The organism is Streptomyces sp. NPDC051315 (assembly GCF_044455165.1).
Classification (GTDB): domain Bacteria; phylum Actinomycetota; class Actinomycetes; order Streptomycetales; family Streptomycetaceae; genus Streptomyces.
Genome location: NZ_JBITEN010000017.1, coordinates 99,591 through 123,635 on the forward strand (window position 1 = coordinate 99,591; position 24,045 = coordinate 123,635).

18 protein-coding genes and 6 pseudogenes are annotated in these 24,045 nt (G+C 67.9%); 9 read left to right on the forward strand and 15 right to left on the reverse strand.

Annotated elements, in window-relative coordinates; genetic code table 11:
• Nucleotides 1-511 precede the first annotated feature (511 nt).
• Entirely contained in the window at nt 512-1,351 is an 840-nt protein-coding gene (locus tag ACIBBD_RS28990; protein ID WP_399422511.1) for an RNA polymerase sigma factor SigF, read from the forward strand.
• A 244-nt stretch (nt 1,352-1,595) separates the two neighbouring features.
• Here the strand turns inward: ACIBBD_RS28990 and ACIBBD_RS28995 are convergent, their stop codons facing one another.
• On the reverse strand, nt 1,596-2,489 hold the full coding sequence (locus ACIBBD_RS28995) for an alpha/beta hydrolase (protein WP_399422591.1): 894 nt from the start codon (nt 2,487-2,489) through the stop codon (nt 1,596-1,598).
• A 375-nt stretch (nt 2,490-2,864) separates the two neighbouring features.
• Between ACIBBD_RS28995 and ACIBBD_RS29000 the strand changes: the two genes are divergently transcribed.
• Nucleotides 2,865-3,170, forward strand: a complete 306-nt coding sequence (locus tag ACIBBD_RS29000; RefSeq protein WP_399422512.1) for a DUF6233 domain-containing protein — start codon at nt 2,865-2,867, stop codon at nt 3,168-3,170.
• Between the two features lie 850 nt (nt 3,171-4,020).
• On the opposite strand, the gene ACIBBD_RS29005 is transcribed toward ACIBBD_RS29000, so the two are convergent.
• The 6 genes and pseudogenes from ACIBBD_RS29005 to ACIBBD_RS29030 all read right to left on the reverse strand — a co-directional run.
• Nucleotides 4,021-5,082, reverse strand: coding sequence for a GNAT family N-acetyltransferase (locus ACIBBD_RS29005; protein ID WP_399422513.1), 1,062 nt, complete (start codon nt 5,080-5,082; stop codon nt 4,021-4,023).
• A 548-nt stretch (nt 5,083-5,630) separates the two neighbouring features.
• On the reverse strand, nt 5,631-6,344 hold the full coding sequence (locus ACIBBD_RS29010) for a 3-oxoacyl-ACP synthase III family protein (protein WP_399422514.1): 714 nt from the start codon (nt 6,342-6,344) through the stop codon (nt 5,631-5,633).
• Nucleotides 6,345-6,460: 116 nt separating this feature from the next.
• Nucleotides 6,461-6,722 (reverse strand): annotated as a pseudogene (locus tag ACIBBD_RS29015) (IS630 family transposase); the annotation flags it as partial.
• Nucleotides 6,719-6,946 (reverse strand): annotated as a pseudogene (locus ACIBBD_RS29020) (winged helix-turn-helix domain-containing protein); the annotation flags it as partial. The pseudogenes ACIBBD_RS29015 and ACIBBD_RS29020, both read right to left, overlap by 4 nt.
• Before the next feature lie 104 nt (nt 6,947-7,050).
• Nucleotides 7,051-7,644: an isochorismatase family protein gene (locus ACIBBD_RS29025; RefSeq protein WP_399422515.1), complete on the reverse strand. Its 594-nt coding sequence runs from the start codon at nt 7,642-7,644 to the stop codon at nt 7,051-7,053.
• 236 nt (nt 7,645-7,880) lie between these two features.
• A pseudogene (locus tag ACIBBD_RS29030) lies at nt 7,881-8,003 on the reverse strand (HNH endonuclease); the annotation flags it as partial.
• A 190-nt stretch (nt 8,004-8,193) separates the two neighbouring features.
• Between ACIBBD_RS29030 and ACIBBD_RS29035 the strand changes: the two are divergent.
• Nucleotides 8,194-9,447, forward strand: coding sequence for an esterase/lipase family protein (locus tag ACIBBD_RS29035; RefSeq protein ID WP_399422516.1), 1,254 nt, complete (start codon nt 8,194-8,196; stop codon nt 9,445-9,447).
• Nucleotides 9,448-9,863: 416 nt separating this feature from the next.
• Here ACIBBD_RS29035 and ACIBBD_RS29040 read toward each other — a convergent pair whose 3' ends face one another.
• Together ACIBBD_RS29040 and ACIBBD_RS29045 are read right to left on the reverse strand one after the other, a co-directional pair.
• Entirely contained in the window at nt 9,864-10,259 is a 396-nt protein-coding gene (locus ACIBBD_RS29040; protein ID WP_399422517.1) for a DUF6188 family protein, read from the reverse strand.
• Nucleotides 10,256-11,060, reverse strand: a pseudogene (locus tag ACIBBD_RS29045) (IS30 family transposase); the annotation flags it as partial. The gene ACIBBD_RS29040 and the pseudogene ACIBBD_RS29045, both read right to left, overlap by 4 nt.
• A 628-nt stretch (nt 11,061-11,688) precedes the next feature.
• Between ACIBBD_RS29045 and ACIBBD_RS29050 the strand changes: the two are divergent.
• From ACIBBD_RS29050 to ACIBBD_RS29060, 3 genes are all read left to right on the forward strand, one after another.
• On the forward strand, nt 11,689-12,738 hold the full coding sequence (locus ACIBBD_RS29050; protein WP_399422518.1) for a hypothetical protein: 1,050 nt from the start codon (nt 11,689-11,691) through the stop codon (nt 12,736-12,738).
• Between the two features lie 259 nt (nt 12,739-12,997).
• Nucleotides 12,998-13,729, forward strand: a complete 732-nt coding sequence (locus ACIBBD_RS29055; protein WP_399422519.1) for a PDZ domain-containing protein — start codon at nt 12,998-13,000, stop codon at nt 13,727-13,729.
• Between the two features lie 357 nt (nt 13,730-14,086).
• The gene (locus ACIBBD_RS29060; RefSeq protein ID WP_399422592.1) at nt 14,087-15,613 is read left to right on the forward strand and encodes an RICIN domain-containing protein; all 1,527 of its coding nucleotides are present in this window, start codon (nt 14,087-14,089) and stop codon (nt 15,611-15,613) included.
• Nucleotides 15,614-15,663: 50 nt separating this feature from the next.
• Here the strand turns inward: ACIBBD_RS29060 and ACIBBD_RS29065 are convergent, their stop codons facing one another.
• The gene (locus ACIBBD_RS29065) at nt 15,664-16,218 is read right to left on the reverse strand and encodes a hypothetical protein (RefSeq protein WP_399422520.1); all 555 of its coding nucleotides are present in this window, start codon (nt 16,216-16,218) and stop codon (nt 15,664-15,666) included.
• A gap of 15 nt (nt 16,219-16,233) precedes the next feature.
• Nucleotides 16,234-17,346, reverse strand: coding sequence for a hypothetical protein (locus tag ACIBBD_RS29070; RefSeq protein WP_399422521.1), 1,113 nt, complete (start codon nt 17,344-17,346; stop codon nt 16,234-16,236).
• 411 nt (nt 17,347-17,757) lie between these two features.
• Between ACIBBD_RS29070 and ACIBBD_RS29075 the strand changes: the two genes are divergently transcribed.
• A complete protein-coding gene (locus ACIBBD_RS29075; protein ID WP_399422522.1) occupies nt 17,758-18,489 on the forward strand; it encodes a hypothetical protein in 732 nt (243 codons plus the stop codon).
• A gap of 67 nt (nt 18,490-18,556) precedes the next feature.
• Complete coding sequence (locus tag ACIBBD_RS29080; protein WP_399422523.1) at nt 18,557-20,203, forward strand: RICIN domain-containing protein; 1,647 nt, start codon at nt 18,557-18,559, stop codon at nt 20,201-20,203.
• A gap of 342 nt (nt 20,204-20,545) precedes the next feature.
• Here the strand turns inward: ACIBBD_RS29080 and ACIBBD_RS29085 are convergent.
• The 3 genes and pseudogenes from ACIBBD_RS29085 to ACIBBD_RS29095 all read right to left on the reverse strand — a co-directional run.
• Nucleotides 20,546-20,763: pseudogene (locus tag ACIBBD_RS29085) on the reverse strand (IS5/IS1182 family transposase); the annotation flags it as partial.
• Between the two features lie 167 nt (nt 20,764-20,930).
• Nucleotides 20,931-21,263, reverse strand: a complete 333-nt coding sequence (locus ACIBBD_RS29090) for a hypothetical protein (protein ID WP_399422524.1) — start codon at nt 21,261-21,263, stop codon at nt 20,931-20,933.
• A 126-nt stretch (nt 21,264-21,389) separates the two neighbouring features.
• Nucleotides 21,390-22,301 (reverse strand): SDR family oxidoreductase, encoded by a 912-nt coding sequence (locus tag ACIBBD_RS29095; protein WP_399422525.1) that lies wholly within the window; start codon nt 22,299-22,301, stop codon nt 21,390-21,392.
• A 122-nt stretch (nt 22,302-22,423) separates the two neighbouring features.
• Between ACIBBD_RS29095 and ACIBBD_RS29100 the strand changes: the two genes are divergently transcribed.
• On the forward strand, nt 22,424-23,014 hold the full coding sequence (locus ACIBBD_RS29100) for a TetR family transcriptional regulator (RefSeq protein WP_399422526.1): 591 nt from the start codon (nt 22,424-22,426) through the stop codon (nt 23,012-23,014).
• 568 nt (nt 23,015-23,582) lie between these two features.
• Here the strand turns inward: ACIBBD_RS29100 and ACIBBD_RS29105 are convergent.
• A pseudogene (locus ACIBBD_RS29105) lies at nt 23,583-24,043 on the reverse strand (DNA primase); the annotation flags it as partial.
• Nucleotides 24,044-24,045: the final 2 nt, after the last annotated feature.

Genomic DNA, 24,045 nt, shown 5'->3' on the forward strand with positions numbered 1-24,045 from the left:
CCGCGGTCCCGGACCGCTCGAGGATGCTCCGCCTCACTGGCGTAATCATCCTGCCCGCCCACGGCACCGCCAACGCGACCATGCGGGCCCGCCTCGGCGCTCCGAGCCTTTGTGAGCAGGGCAGACACACAGCACCCGTCCCGGTTCCAGCGGACGGCACCAGCCCCCTGCCCGTACTCGCCGAGGGACGAAGGACGGAATCGTTCACGTGCGACGCGCCAACGCGGCACGCAACTCGGCCAGGACCAAATCCATCCCTCCGCAGCCCACCGCTTTACAGCAGACAGGCTCTCCGGGGTATCGCCCCGAAGAGCCCAGCAAGGCTGTCTTCCAAACCCCGCCACCAGGCGGGTAGCCAACACGCCGCTCCTCATCCCGGCACGGCCAAAATCACGGAGCGAAAAGCTGCTTCCCATCCGCAGGAGTGCTCTCGCCGAGTGCGGGTATGCGCCCTGTCGTCGGCGCTCGGTTGTCGGCACGGCAAGGGGCCGGACACCTGAGAGGACACATCATGACAGTGACGGTGAAGGCGGATGCGCACATAGCCGACCTGCCAAAAGTCGCAGTCCCCTCACAAGTGGCTCCCAAGGACGCCCGTGAACTGTCGCGGCTGTTCTTCGACCAGCTGGCGGTGCTTGAGGAAGGCACTGCCGAGTACCAGTACGCGCGTAACACGCTGATCGAGATGAACATCTCCCTCGTCCGCTACGCGGCCGCCCGCTTCCGCAGCCGCGGACCGGAAGAGATGGAGGACATCGTCCAGGTCGGCACCATCGGCCTGATCAAGGCCATCGACCGGTTCGAGATCAGCCGCGAGGTCGAGTTCACCTCCTTCGCCGTCCCCTACATCGTCGGTGAGATCAAGCGGTTCTTCCGCGACACCTCCTGGGCCGTGCACGTCCCCCGCCGCCTGCAGGAAGCCCGCGTCCAGCTGGCCAAGGCCACCGAGGAACTCCGCAGCCGACTCGGCCGCACCCCCAGCGTCAAGGAACTGTCACAGCTGATGTGCCTGAGCGAGGAGGAGGTCAACGAAGCCATGCTGGCCTCCAACGGCTACAACTCCTCCTCCCTGGACGCCGCCATCAGCTCAAGCGAGGACGGCGAGACCGCGCTCGCGGACTTCATCGGCACCGAGGACGCGGCCCTGGAGCTGGTGGAAGACTTCCACGCCCTGGCTCCCCTGATCGCCGAGCTGGACGAACGAGACCGGCGCATCATCCACCTGCGGTTCGTCGAAGAACGCACCCAGGCCCAGATCGGCGAACACCTGGGCGTGTCCCAAATGCACGTCTCGCGCCTCCTGAACCGCACACTGACCCGACTGCGCGAAGGCATGCTCACCACCCACTGACCACAGCCAGCGCCCGCGGCGTGCCGCGCCATACCTGACGAGCAGTAAGAGCAAGCCGTCTGGCAGGGCCTGATGGCCGGCCAGCGTGAGCTCCTGAGCAGATCTTCACAGCACCCTGCTCTGGCGCCGGTCGTGTGCACAGCCCACTGGACGGCAAGCCGCCTTGCCCGAGACGGCGCGCACCACCACCGCCGGCAGCGCCCGCGGCTGCGTATCCGCCCGTGAGGCACTGCGGCGGCCAGGGTCAGAGGTCCCGGGGCGCTGCGTGCCGCGCGGTGGCGAGGCACTCTTCGGCGAACGCCAGGGCTTTCAGGTGGTAGGCGCGGGCAGTCCAACCGAGGCTGATGTTGTGGCCGGCCTGCGGCAGACGGTCGATGACGATCCGTGGTGCGGCGGACAGCCGCACGCTCAGGTCGGTGATGTCTTCATCGCCGTGGTGCCACCAGGCCTCGTGTTCGGCGAAGGTGAGCCGGACGGGGACGCGGATGCGGGGCAGGATGGCCGCCGACAGGCGTATCCAGTTGGCGACGGTGTTCACCTCGCGTGCGGGCATGGGCGCGACGACCTGCTGGCTCGCCCAGAACGTCTGCGGCGGATACAGGCCCAGCGGTCCCCAGTTCAGCCGCCACAGGCTGCCCCCACGGTCGCACCCGGCGAAACTAGTGTTGACGGCCAGGCGGCGCCCGCACCCGGAGACGTCCATGCCCACCAAATGCGGCGTGTCCCAGTCGGCCGCAGCCGCGAAGGCCACCTTGGCCCCGAAGGAGTGCGCCAGGATAAACGTGCCGGCACCGGGTGCATGGCGTGCCGTGAATGCCTGGACGGCGCACCGCACGGTGGCCGCTTGGGCGGTCAGCGGTTGTCCTGCGGGCAGGCGGGCAGCCGAGGCCCCGTAACCGGGCCGGTCCAGCGCCAGCACCGTGTACCCCAGGCGCGCACCGAGAGTGAGCAACGACACGTCCGGGTGCGCTTGACCGTCGAAATAGCCCGCGTTCATACCGCTACCGTGCAGGGCGATGATTACTGCGCGTGGAGCCGTCTGTGAGGGCTCGCTCAGCAGGCCGGACAAGACGATGCCACCCGCATCGACGGTGACCGGTCGGACGCCGGGTGAGCTCCGCCGGTAACAGGCCTCCAGAGCATTCGCCGGGCTGGCGGGAGCGGGCTGCACGGCGCGGGCATCAACCAAGGCAGGCAGTCCTCAAACTGGGGGTGACGGCGCGCGAGCGGCACTCCTGCACCGGCAGGCGAAGCACGCTGGCCGGGAAGGTCTGTCCAGGCGCGGGCCAGGCTACGTCCCCAGGCCCCGCTGTTCATCCTGCATCTCGCGACGACCGCCGGCCACCCCAGCCACCCACCAGGGTTACCCTCGCCTCCGAGAACAAGGAAATGGTGGCGCGACGAGGACTGCCGCATCGGACACGTCCTCGACCTGGACGTGATCGCAGAGAAGTCGGCTGAGCCGAAATAGCGCACCTCAGGAATACCGCCTCTTCACCAGTCGAACGGCGGCGTGGAGGCGGCGGAGTACCGGGTGTGGGTCCGCGCTCCCGACCATGTGCGGCCGGTCGACGGCGTCGACTACGACCAGGTCGCCACTGATCGACTGGAGCCGTCGCCGAAGTCGGCGGTCCGCGAGGTGCTCGGGGAGCGCCGGCCGCCGGGGTGGGTACTCGCGAAGGTGCGCGAGGGCCGGGGCCCGGCCCAGGGTGTGCTGCACGCGCCGGACTGCGAAGAGGCACCGCAGGGCGCGCCGCTGCTCGATGTGAAGCACGCGCTGAACGTCGTGGAGAACCCTGGATGTCAGGTGAATGGATGAGGCACTCGACTGTCCGTGTCACGCGGGCGTCAACGGTGCTCATCCGTACCCTTTGGATCATTCGGCCGTGTCCCGCTGGCGCATGCCTGCACTGCGGATCAGGCTGGATGGCGGGCTCACCGACCCGTCTGTCGCCTTCGCGGGTAAGCCCTGGTGCCGCCGCCGTTAGCAGCGCGACGACGGCGCCGATAGTAACGCCGGCCGCACCAGCGCTCTCGCCCAGACAGCGAGCAGCACGGTCGCCGGGCTACTCGCCCCGGTACGGCGCAGTCATCGATGGACGGGCTGGTCGTTTCGCCCGCGATGCCTCCGGGCGGTGGCGCCACCCCGCACGCTGGCACCGCGCCCGTCTTGATCCCTCCCGCGCCGAGGTGCCCGGCCTGACGTCGCCGCACTGACGGCGGCCCGACCCGCCGACGGCGACGCTGCGCCAGGGTGCATGACATGCGCACTACGCCGTTCGGCCCCATCCTGAGAAGCGGCCCCATCGGCTCCACAGGCCGACCACCTCCGGGAGGTCCTGTGATCCTGCTCGCCCTGCTCGTGCCCACCCTGATGCTGGCATTCCTCTGCGCCATGGACGCGCTCGAGGACCACCTCTTCCCCCGCCCGACAACCGCAGACGACGCGAGACCCCCAGCCGACGACATACAGACCCGCTCCCCCTGACCGCCCCACGACTCCGCTGCAGATCAGTCAGTCAGCCAAGGCGAGTGCCGCAGCCGACTCGAGAACGCGACTACGGCGCGCGCCGCTCAGTCCGTAGCACAGCAGGAAGACACGCCCCGTGCCAACCGCCGCTGCGGGCCGTGACTGGGGCCCCATCCGGGTGCGGGGTGGGGCACACGCTTCAGACAGGCTCTGCGGTGGGCCGGGCAAGTTCGTCGGGCAGTTCGAGGCACGTCGGTGGTGCACTGACGGCGGAGACGGTCTTACTCCAGCGTGGCCGGTACTGGTCCTTGTAGGCGTGCTGGCCCGGGACGGTGCGGCCCAGATCGAGGTACTCGTATCCGGCCGCGGTCAGATCCTGTGCGAGGTGGCGCAGGAGGGCGTGGCCGGGAGCGAGGTCTTTGTGAAGAGGGTCTATGGCCGGCGCCACGGAGTAGGCCCGGCGGTGTCGTGTCAGGCAGAGCTGGGCGGCGACGATCTCGTCGTCCACGGCGAGGGTGGCGATGAACGCCATGCCGGCGCCGCAGCGCTCGAGCACGGCCGGCCAATAGGGTGCGCCGGGGGCATGGGGTAAGCCGGCAGGCGTCGCGTGGCCGGCCCAGCGGCGCGCGTGCAGGCGGGCCAGGACCGCGTAGGCGGGGAGCAGTTCGTCGCTGTCACGGGTGCGCTGGTAGGTCACCTTGTGGCGTTGGGCGAGTTCCTCCCAGGCGCGTTGGCGTCGCTTGTGATCACGTCGGGTCGAGCGGGACATCTCCTCATAGGCAAGGGGTAAGGAGATCTCGGCGCAGTCGGTGACGCTGGTGTGCCACCGCCCCGCAACGGCGGGGCCGGTGGACGTGAGGTGTCGGGCGAGGGCACTGTCCGCGGGCAGGCCCGCCATATCGACGTGCTGGCCGTCGGACGCCAGCCCTTCGAGGTACCCGGCGAAAGCCTTCGCCACCTGCGGGTCCTCAGCTGCCGGGCCCACGGCGCGGACGTACTCCCCCATCGGCGCCGACAGGGCGAGCGTCCGCGGTCGGGCGCCCACACGGTCGCAGACCAGCGGCACACCGGCCAGGACCTGCCGGGCAGGCCCCTCACACAGGGCAACGACCAGGCGCGAGGAAGGCGGGAGCTGGTGCGCCCACCCGGTGAGCCACGACGGTGACTGGTAAGGGGTCGCCTGCGCGTCCCGCCGGTACAGATCCGCCCACGACGACGCCATGAAAGCGCCGGCAGCGGCCCCCTCCAGCACACGCACCATGAAATTCAAGATCGCCTTCTTCCTTTCCGGGCGCTCCGCACGCCGCCTGTAGCCACATGATCACGTCACCAGAACGACGAATCGCCGCATCAAACCTGAATTCACCCGGATGGGAACATCCCGAACCGCGATCACCGAGCGAGTCAACCCTCGCGAATGGCAGCCGGGGTGGAATGGCACCGAGTGGGAGAACCCCCGGCTGAGGCAGAGGCGAGCCCGCACACGGAGCGGTCCGTATGACCTCCTCCGAAGGCCTGGACTCTCCGGCCACAACGGGGCCGCAGGCGCCAAGGGCGGTGACGGGGCAGTCGTCATCACCTGGTGACGCCCTCGTGCCCGGGCCGGGCACCGCCGTCCCGGGCACGGCCACCGAACTCACAGCAACTGCGGGAGACGAGCGCGCCCTCGGCAGGACATCCCCGCCTGACTACGTCATCCCATACCCGGCATCCGCGACTACCCCACACCGTCCGAACTCATGAACAATCCGGGCCGGTCGGACAACCCCCGCTCCTCCCGCACTTGTTGGGCAGCTGCTTGATGCCCGCTCAGAGGACCTGCGCCGCTGAGGCTGTCCAGTTGATCAGCATGACGCCGCCGCTGGCACCGCTGGCCAGGCCGAACAAGGCGATCTTCACGCCGGGGTACAGGCGGCCCTGTTCGCCGGCGAGGGCGAGTTGCAGGGGCAGGGTGGCGGCGCCCACGTTGCCTGTGCGGGGGAAGGTGGAGACGACCGTTTCGGACCGGAGGCCGAGGCGTTCGGAGATCGTGCGCACGAACGGGACGGACGGCTGGTGGACGCAGACGAGGCGGAGTTCGCCTGGATCGGTGTCATGCCCCTTCAGCCACCGGACGGCCCGGGTGTCCAGACCGAGGAAGGAAGCCAGGAGCTGCTCGGAGTCGATGTCCAGTCCATGGGGCAGGCCGGGGGCCTGGTGGGGGTTGAACAAAGTGGCGGCGGGCCAGCCGGTGGAGTTGGCCATGAAGGTGGCGGCCATGATCCCGGGCTCGGTACTGGCTTCCACGAGGAGGGCTGCGCCCATGTCGCCGCCGGTCATGGAGGCGAGTGCGGTTCGCATCTCGCGGCGGCTGGTCATCGTCCAGCGGCTGAGCCGGCTCAGGACCTCGCCGCAGGACACCAGGATTCGCCGGTATCGGCCGCAGCGGATGAGGGCGTCGCCGACTTCGAGGGCGTTCAGGACACTGTTGCAGGCGTTGAAGACGTCGAAGACCGGGCAGGTCAGGCCGGTTTTGGCTGCCACGATGTGCGCGTTGGCGGGTTCCTGGACATCGGCGCTGACGGAGGCGAACAGCAGCAGGTCGGGTGCGGACGGTACGAGGGCTTTTTGAGGCCGCGGTCCGGCGTTGCCCGGCGGCAGTTGTCCCAGATGAGCGCGATCGGGCCGTCGAGCTGCTGGTGCGCGGCGATCAGCAGGTCTAGGTAGTCGCGCCAGGAGAGGCTCTTACGGCCGTCGCGTCGGCCGTGGTCTCTGCGCGGCCGGTGCATCAGCCTTGCCCGGTGACTGGGTTTGTAGCAGGTCAGCACCGCAATATACGCCCCTCGTGCGGGCACGGCCGCGAGCCCGCACCACTGGGGTCGGGCCACGCTGTGCCCAGGTTTTCGCCTGCGGCGGCGTCATGGAGAATCCGGCTTCGTCCTCGAAGACGAGCAGGGCTCCACGGGCCGACGCGAGTCTTCCGCCCAAGGGCATACCTCCTTGACCCACCCCGTAACGGCGCCGTCGGCCCGCTCCATCGCGCTTCGGGCCGGGACCTGGAAGGACCAGCCGTTACGCACCAGCAGCTTCCGCACGCCCTGGATCGTGTAGGTGAGGTGGAAGCGCCGGCCGATCACCGTCTTGACCCGCGCCCCCGTCTACCGCTGGTTCTCCCGCCGGTCCCCGCCTCCAACTGTGCGAACTGCTTCTCGCTCAGCGTTCCGCTCCCGCGCTGGGCCTGGTGCGGGGGCTACTGCGGTAGGGGTGCCTCACCGGATACGGCGATACCTGCCTGGTGGAAGTCGTCCACGGCCGCGGCTGTCGTGTCCGGGGCGACTCCGACGGAGTAGTCCAGGCGTACCCGTGTGCGGAAGCCGGCCTTCACGGCGTCCAGCGCGGTGGCGCGCACGCAGTGGTCCGTGGCGATGCCCACCACGTCGACGTCCTCGACCCCGCGGGCGCGCAGCCAGTCGGCGAGGGACGTTCCTTCTTCATCGGCTCCTTCGAAGCCGCTCTTGGAGGCGCTGTAGGCGCCTTTGCAGAAGACGGCGTCGACCTTGCCGCCGGTGACGGCGGGTGCGAAGTGGGGGTGGAATTCGCCGCCTTCGTTTCCTGCCACGCAGTGGACGGGGAAGCTGTCCTTGAAGTCCGGGGTCTGGGAGAAGTGACCTCCCGGGTCGATGTGGTGGTCGCGGGTGGCAACGACGTACTGGTAGTCACGGCCCGCTGTCTGCTCCACCAGGTCCGCGATCTTGGCCGCGATCCGCGCGCCACCTGCTACGGGAATACTGCCTCCCTCACAGAAGTCGTTCTGCACATCCACGACGATCAAGCCTCGGCTCACCATGACCACCCTTCAGTACGACGGAACAACCCCGGGTGTACCGGCCCTCGGACACCGCGCGCAGACATAAGCGGCTGGGCTCACCCGCACGGCCCAGGAATTTTCACCGCAGGAACGATCCGCCCCCGCCGAAGACCATGCCGCGCACGGGCCACTGCCCCCTTGTTTGGTGTCACCGCCCCGGCGGCGCGGCGGTACCGGCCCCACCTCCCGGAGGTGGCAGGTTGACAGGTCAGTTACGCGATTGGCTCGTACGTCACGGTCTGGTCCGGACAGCCGGCCGCCGCCTCTCGCAGGGCCGCCACTTCGGCTTCATCGGCCGCAGGGCTCCAGCGGAGCTTGGTTGCGACCCATTCGGCTGCCAGTGCCCCGTCGGCGCAGCCTCGTTAGGGCGCGGTGAAATAAACCCTCCTCAGGGTTGTACCAGTCCTATAAGTGACAGATGCCGCAAGTCTCCTGTTTGCCTCCAAACTGGAGGAAGGATGGTGTTGAGGCATACGTCTCCTCACCAGTCCGCATGCAGCGCTCTCGCTTCGCCGAGGGCGCTGCATGCGCGTGAAGAACAGGGGAATCGCTTTGGCTTCAGAGCAGAACATCGAGCAGAAGATCGGCCGGCTGACGCTCGGGGATGCGATCACGTCCGTATCTCCCCTGCCGTATCCGGTGCCGGAGCCGGACCAGGAGTGGGATCTGCCGAACGGTTTCGCGTGGGTCTACTACGGCGAGGGTTCACGCGGCGTCAGCCGGCCGGTCATCATGGCCGACGGGTTCAACCTGGGCAAGAGCGACCTGACCGTGCTCTACGCGGGCCTCGACCGGGACTACCCGCTGATCACCAAGCTGCGCAAGCAGGGCAGGACCGTCATCCTGCTCGGCTTCCAGGAGCGCACCGCCTCCATCGTCACCAACGCCGAGGCCGCGAAGGCAGCCATCCGGCGCACCGTCGATGAGCGGTTGGACAGCAGCCAGCTGGCCGTCGGCGGCTTCAGTATGGGCGGCCTCATCACCCGCTACGCCCTGGCCGAGCTCGAGTCCGAGCACGTGGCCCACGAGACCGCGTTGTACTTCTCCTACGACACCCCGCACCGCGGCGGTGTGATCCCCATCGGGATCCAGGCGTTCGCCCACTTCATCCCCACCCTGCCGGGTCAGGAGAACGCCTTCGCCAAGCAGATCAACAGCCCGGCCTCGCGGCAGATGCTGTACCGGCACTACAACAGCGCGGACGGCACCAACCGGCAGGACCCGATGCGCACCGATTTCCTGCAGAGGCTGGAAGATGTCGGCGGCTGGCCTCAGGGTCCTCTCAAGATCGCTGTCGCCAACGGCACCGGCAACGGCACGGGCGTCAACGTCCCGCCCGGCCAGATGGCCCTGAAGTCAACCGGCGCCACCGTCTTCCCCGGCACCACCTTCTACACCCAGGCCACCGGGAACGGCGTCACGGTCGCCGAACTGAAGCGGCTGCTGCCGACGGCCTCGAAGACCGTCAAGACCGACGACTTCCCCGAGTTCGACGGCGCCCCCGGCGGCACCCTCGACTCCTACGGAATCATCGCCAAGGCCCTGAAGGAAAAGGGCGGCACGACCGACCTGCGGCACCCCACCGTCTGCTTCGTCCCCTCGGTCAGCGCCGTCGCCATCCGCGACATCGGCAACCAGGACGACCTCTACGTCAAGATCAGCGGGCTCGATGCGGCGGAAAGCGAACTGGACGAGTTCCTGTGCTCCTCCACCACCACCGCCCACACGGAGATCACCGCCGAACTGTGCGAGTGGATCATGGAGCGGCTCCCGAAATGATCTCGCCGTCACTCCCCGGGCCGACGGGCCCCTGACACGTTGGGGGCCCGTCGGCCCGTCCACGGCCACGCGCCCCCATCCAGGCCCTGCTGGGCGAGACGGTCACGTGCACAGCCACCGGCACCACGTCTTCGCCCTGGCCGGACACACCAATCTCCCTGATGGGCCCGTTCCGGGCACGCAGCTGGCCAACTACCGGTCAACGTTCTGGCCAGGTAGGAGTCAACGTCCCGCCCTGACGTGTGGCCTTCGTCGACCGACTGGCCATCTATCTCTCAACGTCGCAGCCGAGTGGGTTCGACCACATCGCCGACTCCTGACCTGCCGTGGTCGGCCCTGTGGTCGGGGCGACCGGGCGGATCCCAGCGGTCGTTGCAACAGGTTGAGTGCCGCAACGGTGTCGGTTGCGGCGATGATCAGTGTTGCCAGTCGGTTTCGCCGCCTGGGCCAACCAGGACGGGATCGATTCCTGAGCCGGTGAGGTACCACGACTCGTAGTCGGGGTCTGGCTCGATGCTGAGCCGAGTGCCGTCGTCGAAGCCGAGGGACAGGGTGCCTTGCCCGGTGACCTCGGTTTCGGTGACGCACTTGGCGAACAGGTCGAGTACCGGCGCCAGGGACGGTCCAGTGGCTGGCATCAGTAGGGCCTGGTGGCCCGAGGAGTCCGTGAGGGTGAACGGTGTCTCGATGACGAGCTCGCCCTCGATGCGGATGCGGCCGTCTGGGGCGTGATCGGTGAAGCTGATCCGGACCTGGTGGTCGAAGGCCGTGCGTGTGACACGGGTGCCGACCAGCTCCGCAGGTACTCTCACCGCTCCCCCTGCCGCGGTTCTGCCGTGTGTCGACGGAAAACCGACGACCGGCTCTGTTGGGCCTTGAGCAGTGTAGACAGGCCCTCGGTCGGCGTTTCCCAGCCGAGCGTTTTGCGGGGCCTGCTGTTCAGCTCGGCGGCGACCGCGTTCAGGTGTTCGCGAGTGTGGACGGACAAGTCGGTGCCCTTGGGAAAGTACTGGCGGAGCAGGCCGTTGGTGTTTTCATTCGAGCCGCGCTGCCACGGGCTGCCGGGGTCGCAGAAGTAGACCGGGACGTTAGTGGCCATGCTGAAGCCGCGATGAGCGGCCATTTCAGTGCCCTGATCAGTGACCGTTTCAGGTCAGGTGGCAGAGGGTTGACCGCGGCGATGAGGGCGTCGCGCACGGCTGCGGAGTTGTAGCCGTCGGGCAGGTGGACCAGCATCAGGTAGCGGGTACTGCGACCAGGGTGGCGATCGCGGAGTGCTTCTCGCGGCCGAGGATCAGGTCGCCTTGCCAGTGGCCGGGGACGGCCCGGTCGGCTGCCTCGGGCGGCCGTTGGCTGATCACGACCTTGTTCTTGACTGCCCGGAAGCGCCGACGATCGGCCAGGCGGCGAGGGAGCCGTCTGACACGTCCGGTGCGTGGAGTTTGGGTCAGTTCGCGGCGGAGTTCTGTGCGGCCTTGGGTGTAAAGGGCCTGGTAGATGGTCTCGTGACTCACGTGCATGTCCGGCCGATGAGTGAAGCGTCTGCGCAGAGCGTGGCAGATCTGCTCAGGGCTTCAGCGCAGGGTCAGGTGCGACTGGATGAAGTCGTGCAGTTCCGAGTGATGTTCAACCTTGGATAACGCGCATGGTGTGACGCTGCGCACAGTTCGCGGGCAATGTTCGCAACAGCGTCAGCGTCACGGTTAGCGGTCTGTCTTGCACTACACCTCGTCAGGGGACTTCAGCATCCCATCAGTTGGGGGCCCGAGCGAAAGAGCCAGTCTTGGACGCGATAGTGGTGGCGCCCCTGATCGCAGGAGTGATCGCTTGTGGTGGGCGCGCGCTGTATCTGTGGCTGCGGGGACGGACCGCAGTCCAGATCGCCCAGTTGAACGGCCGCGGTCTTACACGTCGTGTGCAGGTGCTTCCGCCGGGCAGTCGGGTCCGCAGCGAGGTGGTCATCGAAGTGGCCACCAGGTGGGCGGACGCTGGGTGCGTGCAGACCGCACTGTCGCGCCTCTTCGCGCCTGAATGGCGGTGGGAGTCCCTGTTGTCCCTGCGGGGTGGTGGGGGGCGCAGTGCGGAGGCGCGTTGAAGGCCGCTCCCGGCTTCCGGCGTCTGCTGACGCTCCGTCATAAAGCTGCGACCGGGCCTGACCGCAATCGCGTTGGGTAGTTGATCCAATGCGAAAAGTGATTCCCCCTGCTGAGAGTGCTGGGGTTGCAACAGGATGGGAAGAACATGACAGTTCCTTCGACGCCGGGTATGTCCTGGGGCCCGGTGTCTTCGCTCGGCGGGCAGCTCACGGGTAAACCTGCGGTGGCGCCCGCTTCGGACGGCCGTCTGGAGGTGTTCATCAGGGAGCGCGGAGATGATGTGCTGTTGACCGCGCATCAGCAGACGTGGGGGGGCTGGTCGGAGTGGGAGAAGCTGGGGGACAGCACCTTGTCCGGTGATCCTTTGGTCTTGCGGACAGCCGCGCGGCGCATCGGGGTGTTCTTCAAAAACGGGCAGGGCAACCTTGAGCATCCCTGGCAGACGGTCATCAACGGTGGCTACGGCCCGGGCGTGGCGCTGGCCGACAGCATCGGGGGCGACCCGGTCCCTGGGCTGAATGCCGACGGCCGTCCGGAGGCGTTCTTCCGGGGCACCGACAACGCTCTGTGGCATGTATGGGAGACCACCAAGTCCGGCTACGGCAACTGGACCGGCCCTGCCCGCCTGGGCGGCGCCCTGTCGGGAGACCCGGCGGTGGCGACAGACGCCCGCGGCCGGCTGCAGGTCTTCTTCCGCGGCACCGACGGCCACCTCTGGGTCGTCCGCCAGCAGGACGCCAACGGCACCTTCGCCAGTCCCCAGAACATCGCGCGCGACATCGGCGGCGATCCCGTCGTCGGAATCAACGCCGACGGGCGCCTGGAAGTGTTCTTCCGGGGAACCGACAACGCCCTGTGGCATCTGCCGCAGACCGACGACTACAACGGATGGGCCACTCTGACCAGCCTCGGTGGCACCCTGACCGGAAACCCGGCCGTCGCCCGGGCCGCCGACGCCCGGCTGGCCGTCTTCCACTGGGGCGGCGGCCACCTGTGGGTCAACGAACAGACCGTCGTCAACGGTGCCGACTGGAGCGCCCACGAGCAGATCGCGCAAAACATCGGTGGCGAACCCGTCGTCGAGGCCGACAGCCACGGACGCCTGGAAGTGTTCTTCCACGGCTCGGATCACGCCGTCTGGCACATCGCCCAGATGTTCGGCCAGCCCGCAGCGGGTTACGCGGTGTCCAGCTGAACGCTTGCCCCCCGGCCGCGGTCCAAGCCAGCCACTGCTCTGCCCGGCCGGATTGGCGGTCGACGGGCACAGCGTCAGCGGCGCCTTTAGGCCGTGGTCCGCGAACAGCGCTTCCGAAAGCCGCCCGCCGCTCGTGCGGCCAGCCGGTCAGGCCGTGCCAGCGTGCAGAAGGTGGGAGCGCTATATGACTAGCTCATCCCCACGCATACGTGTCATTTGCAGTTATATGGCTACTTCGGTAGTCAGAGGTGGAGGGTTCATGCGCAGGTCCATGGCGGCATGCACGGTGCTCGCGCTCGGAGCGAGCCTGCTGGTCGGAGGGATGACGCCTGCAGCCACCGCTGCGGTCAAGTCCGGCGCGACCATGGCGTTGCAGGCGCCAACTCCCCCGTCGGCTATCCCCGATCTTGACGCCCCAGGGCCGGCCAAGCCCATCGATTTCCCACCGGACCAGCAGGTACATGACCCGGGACAGGTCACAATCCAGGCCCCGCAGTACACCCGCATCACCCAGGTGGACCCCCGCTGCAGTGGCTTCGCCTGTCCGGTGACCATCGCCCCCGACGGCTCGTCCGCCACCATCGACTTCCCAATCCGCACCCACTGGATCTGGCCGTGGACGGTCTACGTCGCTGCCAACGATGATGCGCCGCTGGCGGGCGGCCAGTTCACCGGAAGTCTCACTTTCGAAGGCGCGACGGTGGACTGGACCGTCAACATCACGCAGGGCGTCCCGGGCGCCTTCGGCGGGTTCGTCCAGAACGTCCCCGGAGGAGGAGGTGTCCGAGTTCGATACGTCGATCCCGACTTGAATGCCGCCGCCGCAGGGTTCGTGATCAACGACATCATCACATCCGTCGACGGGCAGCCCGTCAGGACGTCGTCAACCCTCAACATCGCCCTCGCAAGCAAGCGAGCCGGGAGCACCGTGCCCGTGGGTATCACGCGCAACGGCACCCCCATGACCCTGCAGTACACGATCGACCAGTGATCACCGCAGCCCAGACCGCCGTCCGCGCGGTGCGCCGTCCGACGCAACGCTTGGGCTGCCCTCGGCTCGACGTGCCCTAGTCACCCAGGCGAGCGGCCAGGGCAGGCATCGTCAGATCGGCCCTTGGCCGCCACCAACTTTCGGAGTGCGTCGGTCTGATCTAAGACTGCCGCCCCGCCGAGCAGACCCGTCCGGGCGATGGAGCGGGTGACTGCCGAGCCGGTTCGGTGTCTTGGCTCCGTACTCCACAAGGACCACGCGGAAGTGGACCTGCCAATCCCCCATGCCCACATGACTCTCTCAAATCCAACTGGCAACCGCCCGTACATGCGGTCGGTGCACGGCGAAGGGATGACGATGAGCACTGCCCACGCGGCAGCCGCAGATGGTGGAGACTCCGCCCCTCGGATCAGGACGGTCGCAGGGACCGGCGAGGCGGGGTTCGCAGGGGACAACGAGCGTGCCTTCTCAGCCCAGTTGAATCGTCCGTACGGGGTCGTGGTGGACAGCAACGGCACCCTCTACGTCTCCGACAACAACAACCACCGGGTCCGGAAGATCACCACTGACGGGAGGATCAGCACGGTCGCGGGGACAGGCGTCGCAGGATTCAGCGGGGACGATGGCGCCGCCGTCTCGGCCCAGCTGAACGATCCGCGTGAGGTGGCGGTGGACAGGGCAGGCAACTTGTACATCGCCGACGCCGAGAACCATCGGGTCAGGAAGGTCACGGCCGACGGGAAGATCAGCACGGTCGCCGGCACGGGCACCGCTGGTTTCAGCGGTGACGACGGCCTCGCCACCGCCGCCGAGTTGAACTACCCGTACGGGCTCGTCGTGGACAGCAACGGCACCCTCTACGTCTCCGACAACAACAACCACCGGGTCCGGAAGATCACCACTGATGGGAAGATCAATACGGTGGCGGGGACCGGAGCCGCAGGCTTCGAGGGAGACGGTGGTCCAGCGGCTTCAGCCCAGTTGAACAGCCCGTACGGGGTGTCGGTGGATGGCGCGGGCGACCTCTACATCGCCGATGCCGACAACCATCGGGTCAGGAAGGTCACGGCCGACGGGAAGATCAGCACGGTCGCCGGCACCGGCGCCGAGGGCTTCGACGGTGACGACGGCCCGGCCGCTTCGGCCCAGCTGAACTTCCCTCTGGCTGTGGTGGTGGACAACGCCGGCACCCTCTACGTCTCCGACCACAACAACCACCGGGTCCGGAGGATCACGACTGACGGGAAGATCAGCACGGTCGCGGGTACCGGCACCGAGGGCTTCGACGGTGACGACGGCCCGGCCGCTTCGGCCCAGCTGAACTACCCGTTCGGGCTGGCTGTTGACTGCGTCGATGCCCTTTACATCGCCGACTACGTCAACAACCGGGTCCGGAAGGTTGCGTCGGCAGCCATGGCCGGACTGCCCGAGTCGGGCACGGTGGTCTCCTGGGCCAACGTCCGCAGCGGATTGCGGATGGCGGTCGTGCGTGAGTCCGCCAAGGACGGCGCCGAGATTCACCAGACCCTCGCCGTCTCCAGGGATCACCAGCGGTGGCGGCTGGTCGTGTCGGGCCAGGACAACGGCGACGTCCTGTACAGGCTCGAGAATGTGCGCAGCGGCAAGGTCCTCGAGGTCGTCGACGGGCGAAAGGCGGCCGGGGCGATGGTCACGCAGCGCGCCTACGAGGGTGGCGACGCACACCACCAGCAGTGGAGGTTGATCCCGGTGGGCTCGGTGACCGACACCCCGCGGGTGTATGAGATCGCGAACCGCAACAGTGGTCTGATCCTGCAAGTCGACACCAACGCCCGCGCGGTGATCAAGCAGCACGGGTCGCAGAGCGACCACCGAAACCGGCAGTGGCAGCTGCTTCCCGTGTAACGCACGAAGGGGGCAGGGGCGGCCGCCCCTGCCCCCTTCGTGACCGGGTACTACTGGGAACCGGATGGCTCCCCCGTGGCCGTTGTGGCCTTCTTGGTTTCCCCTAGAGTCTGCGGCGTCTCAGCGGTCGCCTTGGGCGCCGCAGGGGCCTCCGCGGCCTGGGGAGCTTCCGGGGTCTTGGGGGCCTTGGCGTAGTCCCCCCTCTGCGGCTTCTCCTTCAGGTCGGAGTTCTTCTGCAGCCCGTCGTCCTTCGGGATGTTCGAGCGGGCATCCTGCATGCCCTCGGACGCCGAGGTGAACACCGAGCCGGCCTCACTGGCGTACGTGGACTGCGTCTCGGCCGAGTCCTTGGTGGTCTGGATGAAGGAGCCGAGGAATCCCAGGATGACCCGCGCTTCAGGCGATTGCTCCTGCACGACTTTCGCCCGGGAGGAGGCCCCGTGGATCGCGTTGCTGAACAGGCTCGTGCTTTTGTCGTCGTAGGTGCCGTCCACGGAGTCCTCGAAGTCGACGTCCGCCCCCCATTGCTGCTTGGAACTGTCGGTGGTCACCGCGAAGAGCCCCGTGCCTGTGATCGCGGATCCGAAGATGTTGTGGAACACCATGGTCGTCCCTCCTGGTCATCCGTTGGAAGGCTGCTTGTGCAGCGCCCGGTCGCTGTTGGTCAGGCTCTCGCCCTCGAACATCGTGTGGTGGACATCCAGGGCGGAGACGACCTCGGCCCACCCGTGCATAAGGAATCCGCCGCCGGCCAGGTGGAGGTCGCTGATGGGGCGGGCCACCAGCTGGTCGAGACCGGGGTAGTCCCCGGGCTGCGGGGGAGACAGGACCGCCACCGGCACGGCGTAGTGCACCGCGATGAACCCGGAGAAGGTCACCGGGATCTCGTACCTGTACTGCCTGCAGCAACGCCGCTGCGTGACGATGATTTCCACACGGGAGTTCGGCCCGACCTTGCCGGAGATCTGCGACTTCGAGGCCCAGCTGGTGGTCAGGGAGCCGCCGACGGTGGCTGCGATGCCCAGCGCCAGCGAGGCGTTGAGCGACGCGGTGCCGGTGGCGCTGCCCTGGGTCGTGAACGCAATCGAGTCCGTCACCGAGTTCGTCGCGGAGTTCGTTGCCGCGTTCCGCGTGGCCGACTCGGTGGCGTTGGCGTTGTCCACGCCGACGCTGTCCTTGCTGTTCTTGTTGGTCACGGTGTTGGCGTTCTTGTTCGACACTTCGTTCTGGCACTGTGTCTGAAACTGCGACTGCAGGTCCATCTTGAGCTGGTTCTGCAACTGCAGCTGCAGCTGTCCGCTGACGCTGCCGCCGAATGTGAGCTTGGCATCTCCGCTCAGCGACCACGTGATGCCGTTCGACACGGTGAAATCGACCGAGTCGGTGAAGGTCATCGGCTCCGTCTGGCTGCGGTTGACGTAGGAGCGGCAGGAGAACGTGTCGGGCGGGGGCTGGTCGATGTCGCACCGCTCCTCGATCAGCGGTTCCCCGAGGTTCATGTAGGCGAGCCAGCCCAGCTGGAACGCCGACACACCCTTGGGGAAAGTGCCGAAGCTCGACTTGTTCACGGAGAACCCGACCGGCTTGTGCCGCACGCCGTAGTCGTCGACGTAGACCAGGTTGGGGTGGTCCAGGATGGACTGCCAGGTCTGATCGATGTTCAGTTCCCGCAGGTTCTTCTTCGTCAGCGGCTGCCGCTTGGCCCGGTCCAGGTTGTACGCGTTGGAAGGCATTCCCCGTCCTCGACTGATCTGGCCGAAACTCGCTCGGTGAAATGGGAACAGAAATCTGCGCGCTTTCCGAATTTCGAAGCTATCAGGGGATCCATTGCTCGGGAAGACGGCTTTGCCTATCACGCTCAAACGAGTGAAATGGAATCACCGCCCGTTCCCAACTCGGCGGGTGAGGAAGTAAGTTGAAGCGCTGTCGATTGATTGGTCGACAGTCTCACGAGACTCCTGCCTGCGGATTTTTCAGACTACTGCTGTTGCCGCGGTGAGGATATTCCCGATCGGGTCGTCCATTGATTTTCGGAACCCCTTTCGGCCGACGGTGTGGGGTCTTCGGTAATGCCGCGCGACAGGCCACTGCACCGAGTGTCCGGCGCATTTTCTGCCACATCGAGAACAGGTGAGGTTTACGCGATGTACACCCAAGAACGCACGGCGATGGCGAATTTGGTGGTCGGCGGCCCCGTAGCGGTGAACAGCTACGACAACGCCATCGTGGCAGCGCTGGTCGAGAACCGGCCGGTCATGCTCGTCCACGCCCTCAACGGCGGCTACCTGCGGCCCGCCGAGCTGGCGGACTCCAGCCACACCCAGGGGGTCAAGCTGGCCACCGCACTCGACCCGGCCACCAAGGAGGCGCAGGGCCACCTCTGGCACATCACCCCCGCCGGCTTCTTCGGGCAGCGACCGCTGTACTTCATCGAGAGCGCCGCGGGCCAGGTGCCGCCCAAACCCGCCGCTGCGGGCCCCGGCGCAGGCGCAGTCGACGACGGGCGCGGCGACGACGGCGCGCCCAAGCCGCTGCGCCGGCGCATCACTGTCCACCAGGAGGCTCCCAAGAGCACGGCCGACACCGTCCAGGTCGGCCTGCCCGACGCGGTGGACGCACTGTGGCGAGGGAAGAACGGCGCGCCCGAGGACACCCAGCTATGGGTCGTCACGGTGACGCCGTGGGGCGGGATCACCTTCGTGCCGATCACTCACCCCGACACCATCCTCGGGTTCAAGGACCACGCGGTGGCGGCCGACAGCGAGGTGCGCCTCACCTACAACTGGGGCGGGGACTTCACGGGGACGGTCATCAACACGTTCTACCCGCGGCTGCCCAGCGAGTGGAACGTCCCCTACCACCACGTCTTCACGTGATCCGCGGCCACCGCCGCGCCGCCGCCGTCCCGAGCCCATGCCCGCACCGCCTGGAAGAGGCAGCCCGATGCCCGTGCCCACGGAAGAACTGAAACTTCAGATCGTCAACGCCGCCACGGGGCAGACCCTCGGCGGCAAGGTCACGCCGGGCGCGGACGGGGTGCTCGTCGTCCGCGATTTCCCCGACGGCGGCCCGAGTCCGGAGCAATGGCAGCTCACTCCTGTGCAGCCCGCGCCGGACGACCCGGCGTATGTGATCCGCAACGCGGTCAGCGGCAAGGTGCTCGACAACCCCGCCGCAGCGGACCGCGGCGTCCGTCAGTGGGACGCCGCCGCCAACACCGGCCAGCAATGGCGCCTCGTCCCCGTCGAGGGCGAAGCGGGCCTCTACTTCATCGAGGGCGCATCCGACGGCGCAGTTCTCGACCTGACCGACCCCGGCCCGGACGACACCCGGGTCGTCCTGCGCGCGTATGACGACAGCGCGGAAAGCCAGCGGTGGCGCTTCGTCCCGGCCGAGCCCGAACGCACCAGCGACCCTGTGCTGCGCTGGGCACCCTTGAGTCACTGGAACGGCCGCCGGTCCTGGCGGCTGGCCTGCTCGACCGCGCTGCGGCCGGCACCCGGTGCGACGCCCTGCTTCAGCGACATGCTGCTGGTTCTTGAGCGATTCGGGAGCGACCAGGACGCCGGCGGGTGGAAGAGCGTCGGAGCAGGCTGCTCTCCTGGCGGGCAACCGGGCTGGGCCGGTCTCGGTGAAAGGTTCCTCGCCGACACCACGGGAGCGGGCCGAGCGGACATCGTTGGGCTCAAACCCGCGAAGGGAGCCGTGACGTCGTCCAGCCAAGGCGACGGCACGTTCGACGACGACGAACGCCTCCTGCACCAGCCCGCACCCTCCCCCAGCCCCAAGGATCTGTGGACCCTTGCGGACACGACGGGCAACGGCAGGCCCGACGCCGTCGTGCTTGCCGCCGACGGTCTCCGGGTGTCCCTGCAGGACGACGACGGGACGTTCGCGTCCGCGGGCGGCGAGCCGGTCCTCCGGGCGTTCGGCCACGCTGAGGAGGCAGGTGGCTGGCTCGCCGACAAGCATCCCCGCTTCCTCGCCGACACCACCGGCGACGGGCGCGCCGACATCGTCGGCTGCCACGACGACGGCGTCTGGATCTCCCTCCAGGACCAGGACGGCACCTTCGCCGACCCTCTGTACATCCTCGACGACTTCGGGACGGAACAGGGGTGGAGCTCGGTCCAGGAACACCCCCGATTCCTGATCCCGACCACCGATGGCGGAGCGCTGGACATCGTTGGGTTCGGCCCGCAGGGCGTCGCCGTCGCACACGGGCGCGGCGACGGCACGTTCGAGCCCTCCAAGCTCGTCCTCAACGACTTCGGGCTCGCCCAGGGATGGACGAGCGGCAAACACCTCCGCTTTCTCGCCGACGTCACCGGCGACGGCACCCCCGACATCGTCGGCTTCGGCGACGAAGGCGTCTGGGTGTCGCACAACCTCGGCGACGGCCGGTTCGACCAGGCCCAGCTGGTGTGCCGCGGCTTCGGGTACAACGACGACGCCGGCGCCTGGCGGGCCGACCACCACCCCCGCTTCCTCGCCGACATCACCGGTGACGGACGCGTCGACATCGTCGGCTTCGGCGGCCCCGGCGTGTACGTGGCCCGCAACCTCTTCCGCCGCTTCAGAACCCGATAACCCTCCACGGACCTCCACAGCCGCAGCACGACGACCGGCCATCGGCGTGCCGGAACCTGTCGCGCCGACACGAGATGCGGCCTGGCAGCCTACGAGCCGCTCATCGACAGCGTCCGCATCGCACCAAGGCCCTGACCCGCACGCGAACTGGCGCCTAAGGACTGTCCGGCGGGTCAAAAGCGAACCCAGAGCGAATGGCAGCGACGGTCAGGGTGCGTCACCACAGAGCGGCGGCGGCACCCGGGCGGGTGCCGCCGCTGTTTCACGTGGTCCTACTGGCCGAAGGTGCCGCCCTTTTCGCAGATCCGGCCGACAGTGCTGGGTCTGCGGTAATGCCGCGCGACCCGGATAGCCACCGACGGGGATCGTCATGGTGCCGAAGGCGGCCTTCGCGCCGGACTCTTCCCACGCCTTGCAGTCGTTGCGGTTACCGGGAAGGGGCCGGCCGATCACCACGACGAGTCGAGTGTCGCGTCGATGATGACCTGGTGGTTCGTGGAGTACTGGTAGTTCTTGGAGTGCTCAGCGATGGTGTGATCGCGGGTGGGCACCAGGGTGCCGAACTGGTCTCCGCCCAGCGCTGGTCGGTGAACTTCTCCCCCACGCCGTAAGCACACCGGCTGCCGCGCCTCCCGCTCAGCGGCCCGGCGCTGCTCCTCTTCCGCTTCGGCGCGTGCGGCCTGGCGGCGGTTTAGAACGTCGCCGTCAGGGTTGTCGAGCGCGGCCGTCAGCGTCTGCTCGCCCGTCCCGGCCGCCGCCACACCGCCGCGCCAGCGCCGTGCTCCTTCAGCTGCTCCGAGGTGGTGACGAGGACGGGCACGGCCTGGCCGCAGTTGAGGGCGGTCCCGCCGGTGGTAAATCTCGTACCGTCACGGCACCAGTAGCGGCGGCCCGCCCTCCCCAGCGCGGCGACCGTGTTGGCGACCTTCGCGTCTGCGGTGTCCGCGAACACGAACGTCACCGGCGGCAGCCCCTGCCGGCCGGTCGGCGGGCAGACCCGGCGCCCCAGCCGATGCTGATGGGGATTCTTGGAAATGACCAGGGCTACTCCTCGCCTCACTTGGTCGATTCCTCAAGCGAATGAGGAAATTCCGTGAGCGCCGAGCCCGGGGTGAGGCGAGGCGCCCGCTTGGTCAGCGTGCGAGCCAGCCTGTAAAGGGCGCCTGCGGCGTCGCTCATGAGAGGGTCAGGCGGCCGGCGTGGCCAGGTAATCGCCGTGTTCGAGGCTCTCGAGCAGTGTCGGGTGGGTGGGCGACCAGCCGAGCAGTTCCTGGGTGTGAGTGCTCGAGACAGGTCCGTCGAAACCGTAGGCGGTGGCCATGAACGGGCTCACGAAGTGCGTGGCGGCCTCAGCGGGGGTCAGCGAGACCGTGGGCAGATCCAAGCCCCGGGCGATCGTCTCCGCGATGCTCTTCAGGGTGACGCCGCTTTCGGCCACTCCGTGCAGCACGCTGCCTGCAGGTGCCTTCTCCAGTGCGAGGCGGAACAGGACCGCCGCGTCGAGCCGATGTACGGCAGGCCACCGGTTGGTGCCGTCGCCGACGTAGGCCGACACACCGGTCTTTCGCGCGGTGGCGATGAGCATGGGGATGAAACCGTGGTCTTCGGGACCGTGGACGGTGGGAGCGAGACGGACCACACTCGCGCGCACTCCTCTGGCGGCGAAGCCCAGGCACGCTCGCTCACCGGCGATGCGGAAGGCGGCGAGCCCGGCCGTGTCGGGTTCGTCCTTCTCGGAGGTCTCCCGGTCGGCGGGCATGACCAGGGTGCCCGAGGTGATGACGAGCGGCTTGCCCGAGTGTTCCAACGGCCGGCCGAGCGCCTCGATCGCAGTCCGGTCGCGCCTCATCATGTCGTCGAGGTCGGAGAAGTCGCCACCGTAGGCCAGGTGCAGGACGCCGTCGGCGGCTTCGGCGCCGCTGCGCAGGCTGTCGAGGTCGTCCAGGGATCCGCGATGCGGTGTGGCCCCCAGTGACTCCAGTCGGGCGGCGGCGGTGTCCGAGCGTGCCAGACCGGTGACGGTGTGGCCGGCCGTGATGAGCTCGGCGACGACTGCGGGGCCGGTCTGGCCGGAGCCGCCAGTGACAAATACATGCATGAAACACCCTCCCGTTTAACGCCAGTGACTGACGCTATGTAGCGCCAGTCGCTGACATTAAGTAGCGCCAGTGACTGGCGTCAAGTGACGCCAGTCACTGGCACATGCGGTATCCTCGGAGGGTGCCACGGAGCGGAGCAGAAGCGCGCCGCCGCCTTCAGCAGGCGGCTCTGGAGCTGTACCGGGAACGCGGGTTCGACCAGACCACCACGGCTGAGATCGCCGCCCGCGCCGGCGTCAACGAGCGCACGTTCTTCCGGCACTTCCCGGACAAACGCGAGGTGCTCTTCGACGGCGAAGCCGACCTGCGCGCCGCGCTGATGCAGGCGGTGGCCGAAGCACCCGATGGTCTGCAGCCTCTCGAGGTGCTGCTCTGCGCCTTCCGGAAAGCCGGACGCATCCTTGAGGAGAACCGCCCGTTCTCCGAACCGCGACTGGCGATCATCGCGGTGACACCAGCGCTCCGCGAACGCGATTTGGCCAAAGCCGCGTCGCTCACTGAAGCCGTAGCGGAAGCGCTACGGCAGCGCGGTGTCGCCGACCGGCTGGCCGGCCTGGCTGCTCGGACCGGCTGGGCCGCCTTTCACCACGCGGCCCAAGCCTGGATCGACGACCCCTCACAGAGCTTGGACGCGCATCTCCTTCAAGCCTTCGACGATCTGCGGACCCTCTCCGTGATCGCCCTACCGGCACAGGCACAGCCCGAGAGTTGATGTCGCCCTGCCCGCGATCACCGATCATCGCTAGCGAACCGCGGCGCGGCCGCTCTGTCAGCCGCTCGATCTCCGAGTGCACGCCGACCCAACAAGCAGTTTGGCTGGGCTGGCCCCACCGCCTGGCCCTGGTGCTGGCGCACTATCAGGCGGCCCCGTCCGCGTGGCGCTCGTCCGCGGGTCAGCGCGGGGCTGCCTGGGGAATCAAGCCGAGCAACTCTGCGGCCGCCCCGATCAGGGAGTGGGGAGATTGAGACATTCCCATCAATGCTCGTGGTCGATGCCCCGATCGCGTCCGGCGGGGAGCGACCTGGTCCACGACCCTCTCCAACTCCTCAACATCTCTCCTCCCGGGCGCACCCGCTGCGCAGCGGAAGCTCCGGACTGAACTGCTCCGCCAGGTTCCTGCGGTGCTCACTGGTCTGCGGAGGCGTGGGTGGCGTCGGCACGACACAACTCGCCATCGAGTACCTCCACCGCCACCAGTCGGAGTACGACATCGTGTGGTGGATCCCGCCGAGCGGCCGAGCCGGGTTCTGGCTACAGCGGGAGTTGTATGCCGAGTTCCTGCGTAGTCGCCGAGCAGTTTCATCATGACGTCCAGGAGGACGGACTTGCCGTTCTTGCCCGTGCCCCACAGGAAGGGGAGGATCTGGGCTCCGACGTCGCCGCTGATCGAGTATCCGAGCAGCAGGTGCAGGTAGTCGATCATTTTGAGGCCTTCGGCGTCGTCGCCGAAGGTGTCGGTCAAAAAGCGCAGCCAGCGCGGGACGGGCATCTGGCGGGCCGACGGTGGTCGATCGGCTGTGGAAGTCCTTGTTGGGGTCGGGGGCTCTCAGCAGTCCGGTGCGCAGGTCGACGACCCCGCGGGGGGTGCACAGGGCGTAGGGGTCGGCGTCCAGGCGGTCTGCTTTGAGGACCACGCCGGGCGCTGATCCGGCCTGAGTGAGCATCGCGTTCATGCCGGAGGTCGACATGGCAACGGGTGCGGTGCTTGTGCAGGGCGGTGGTGGTGAACAGGCCGCGGGGGG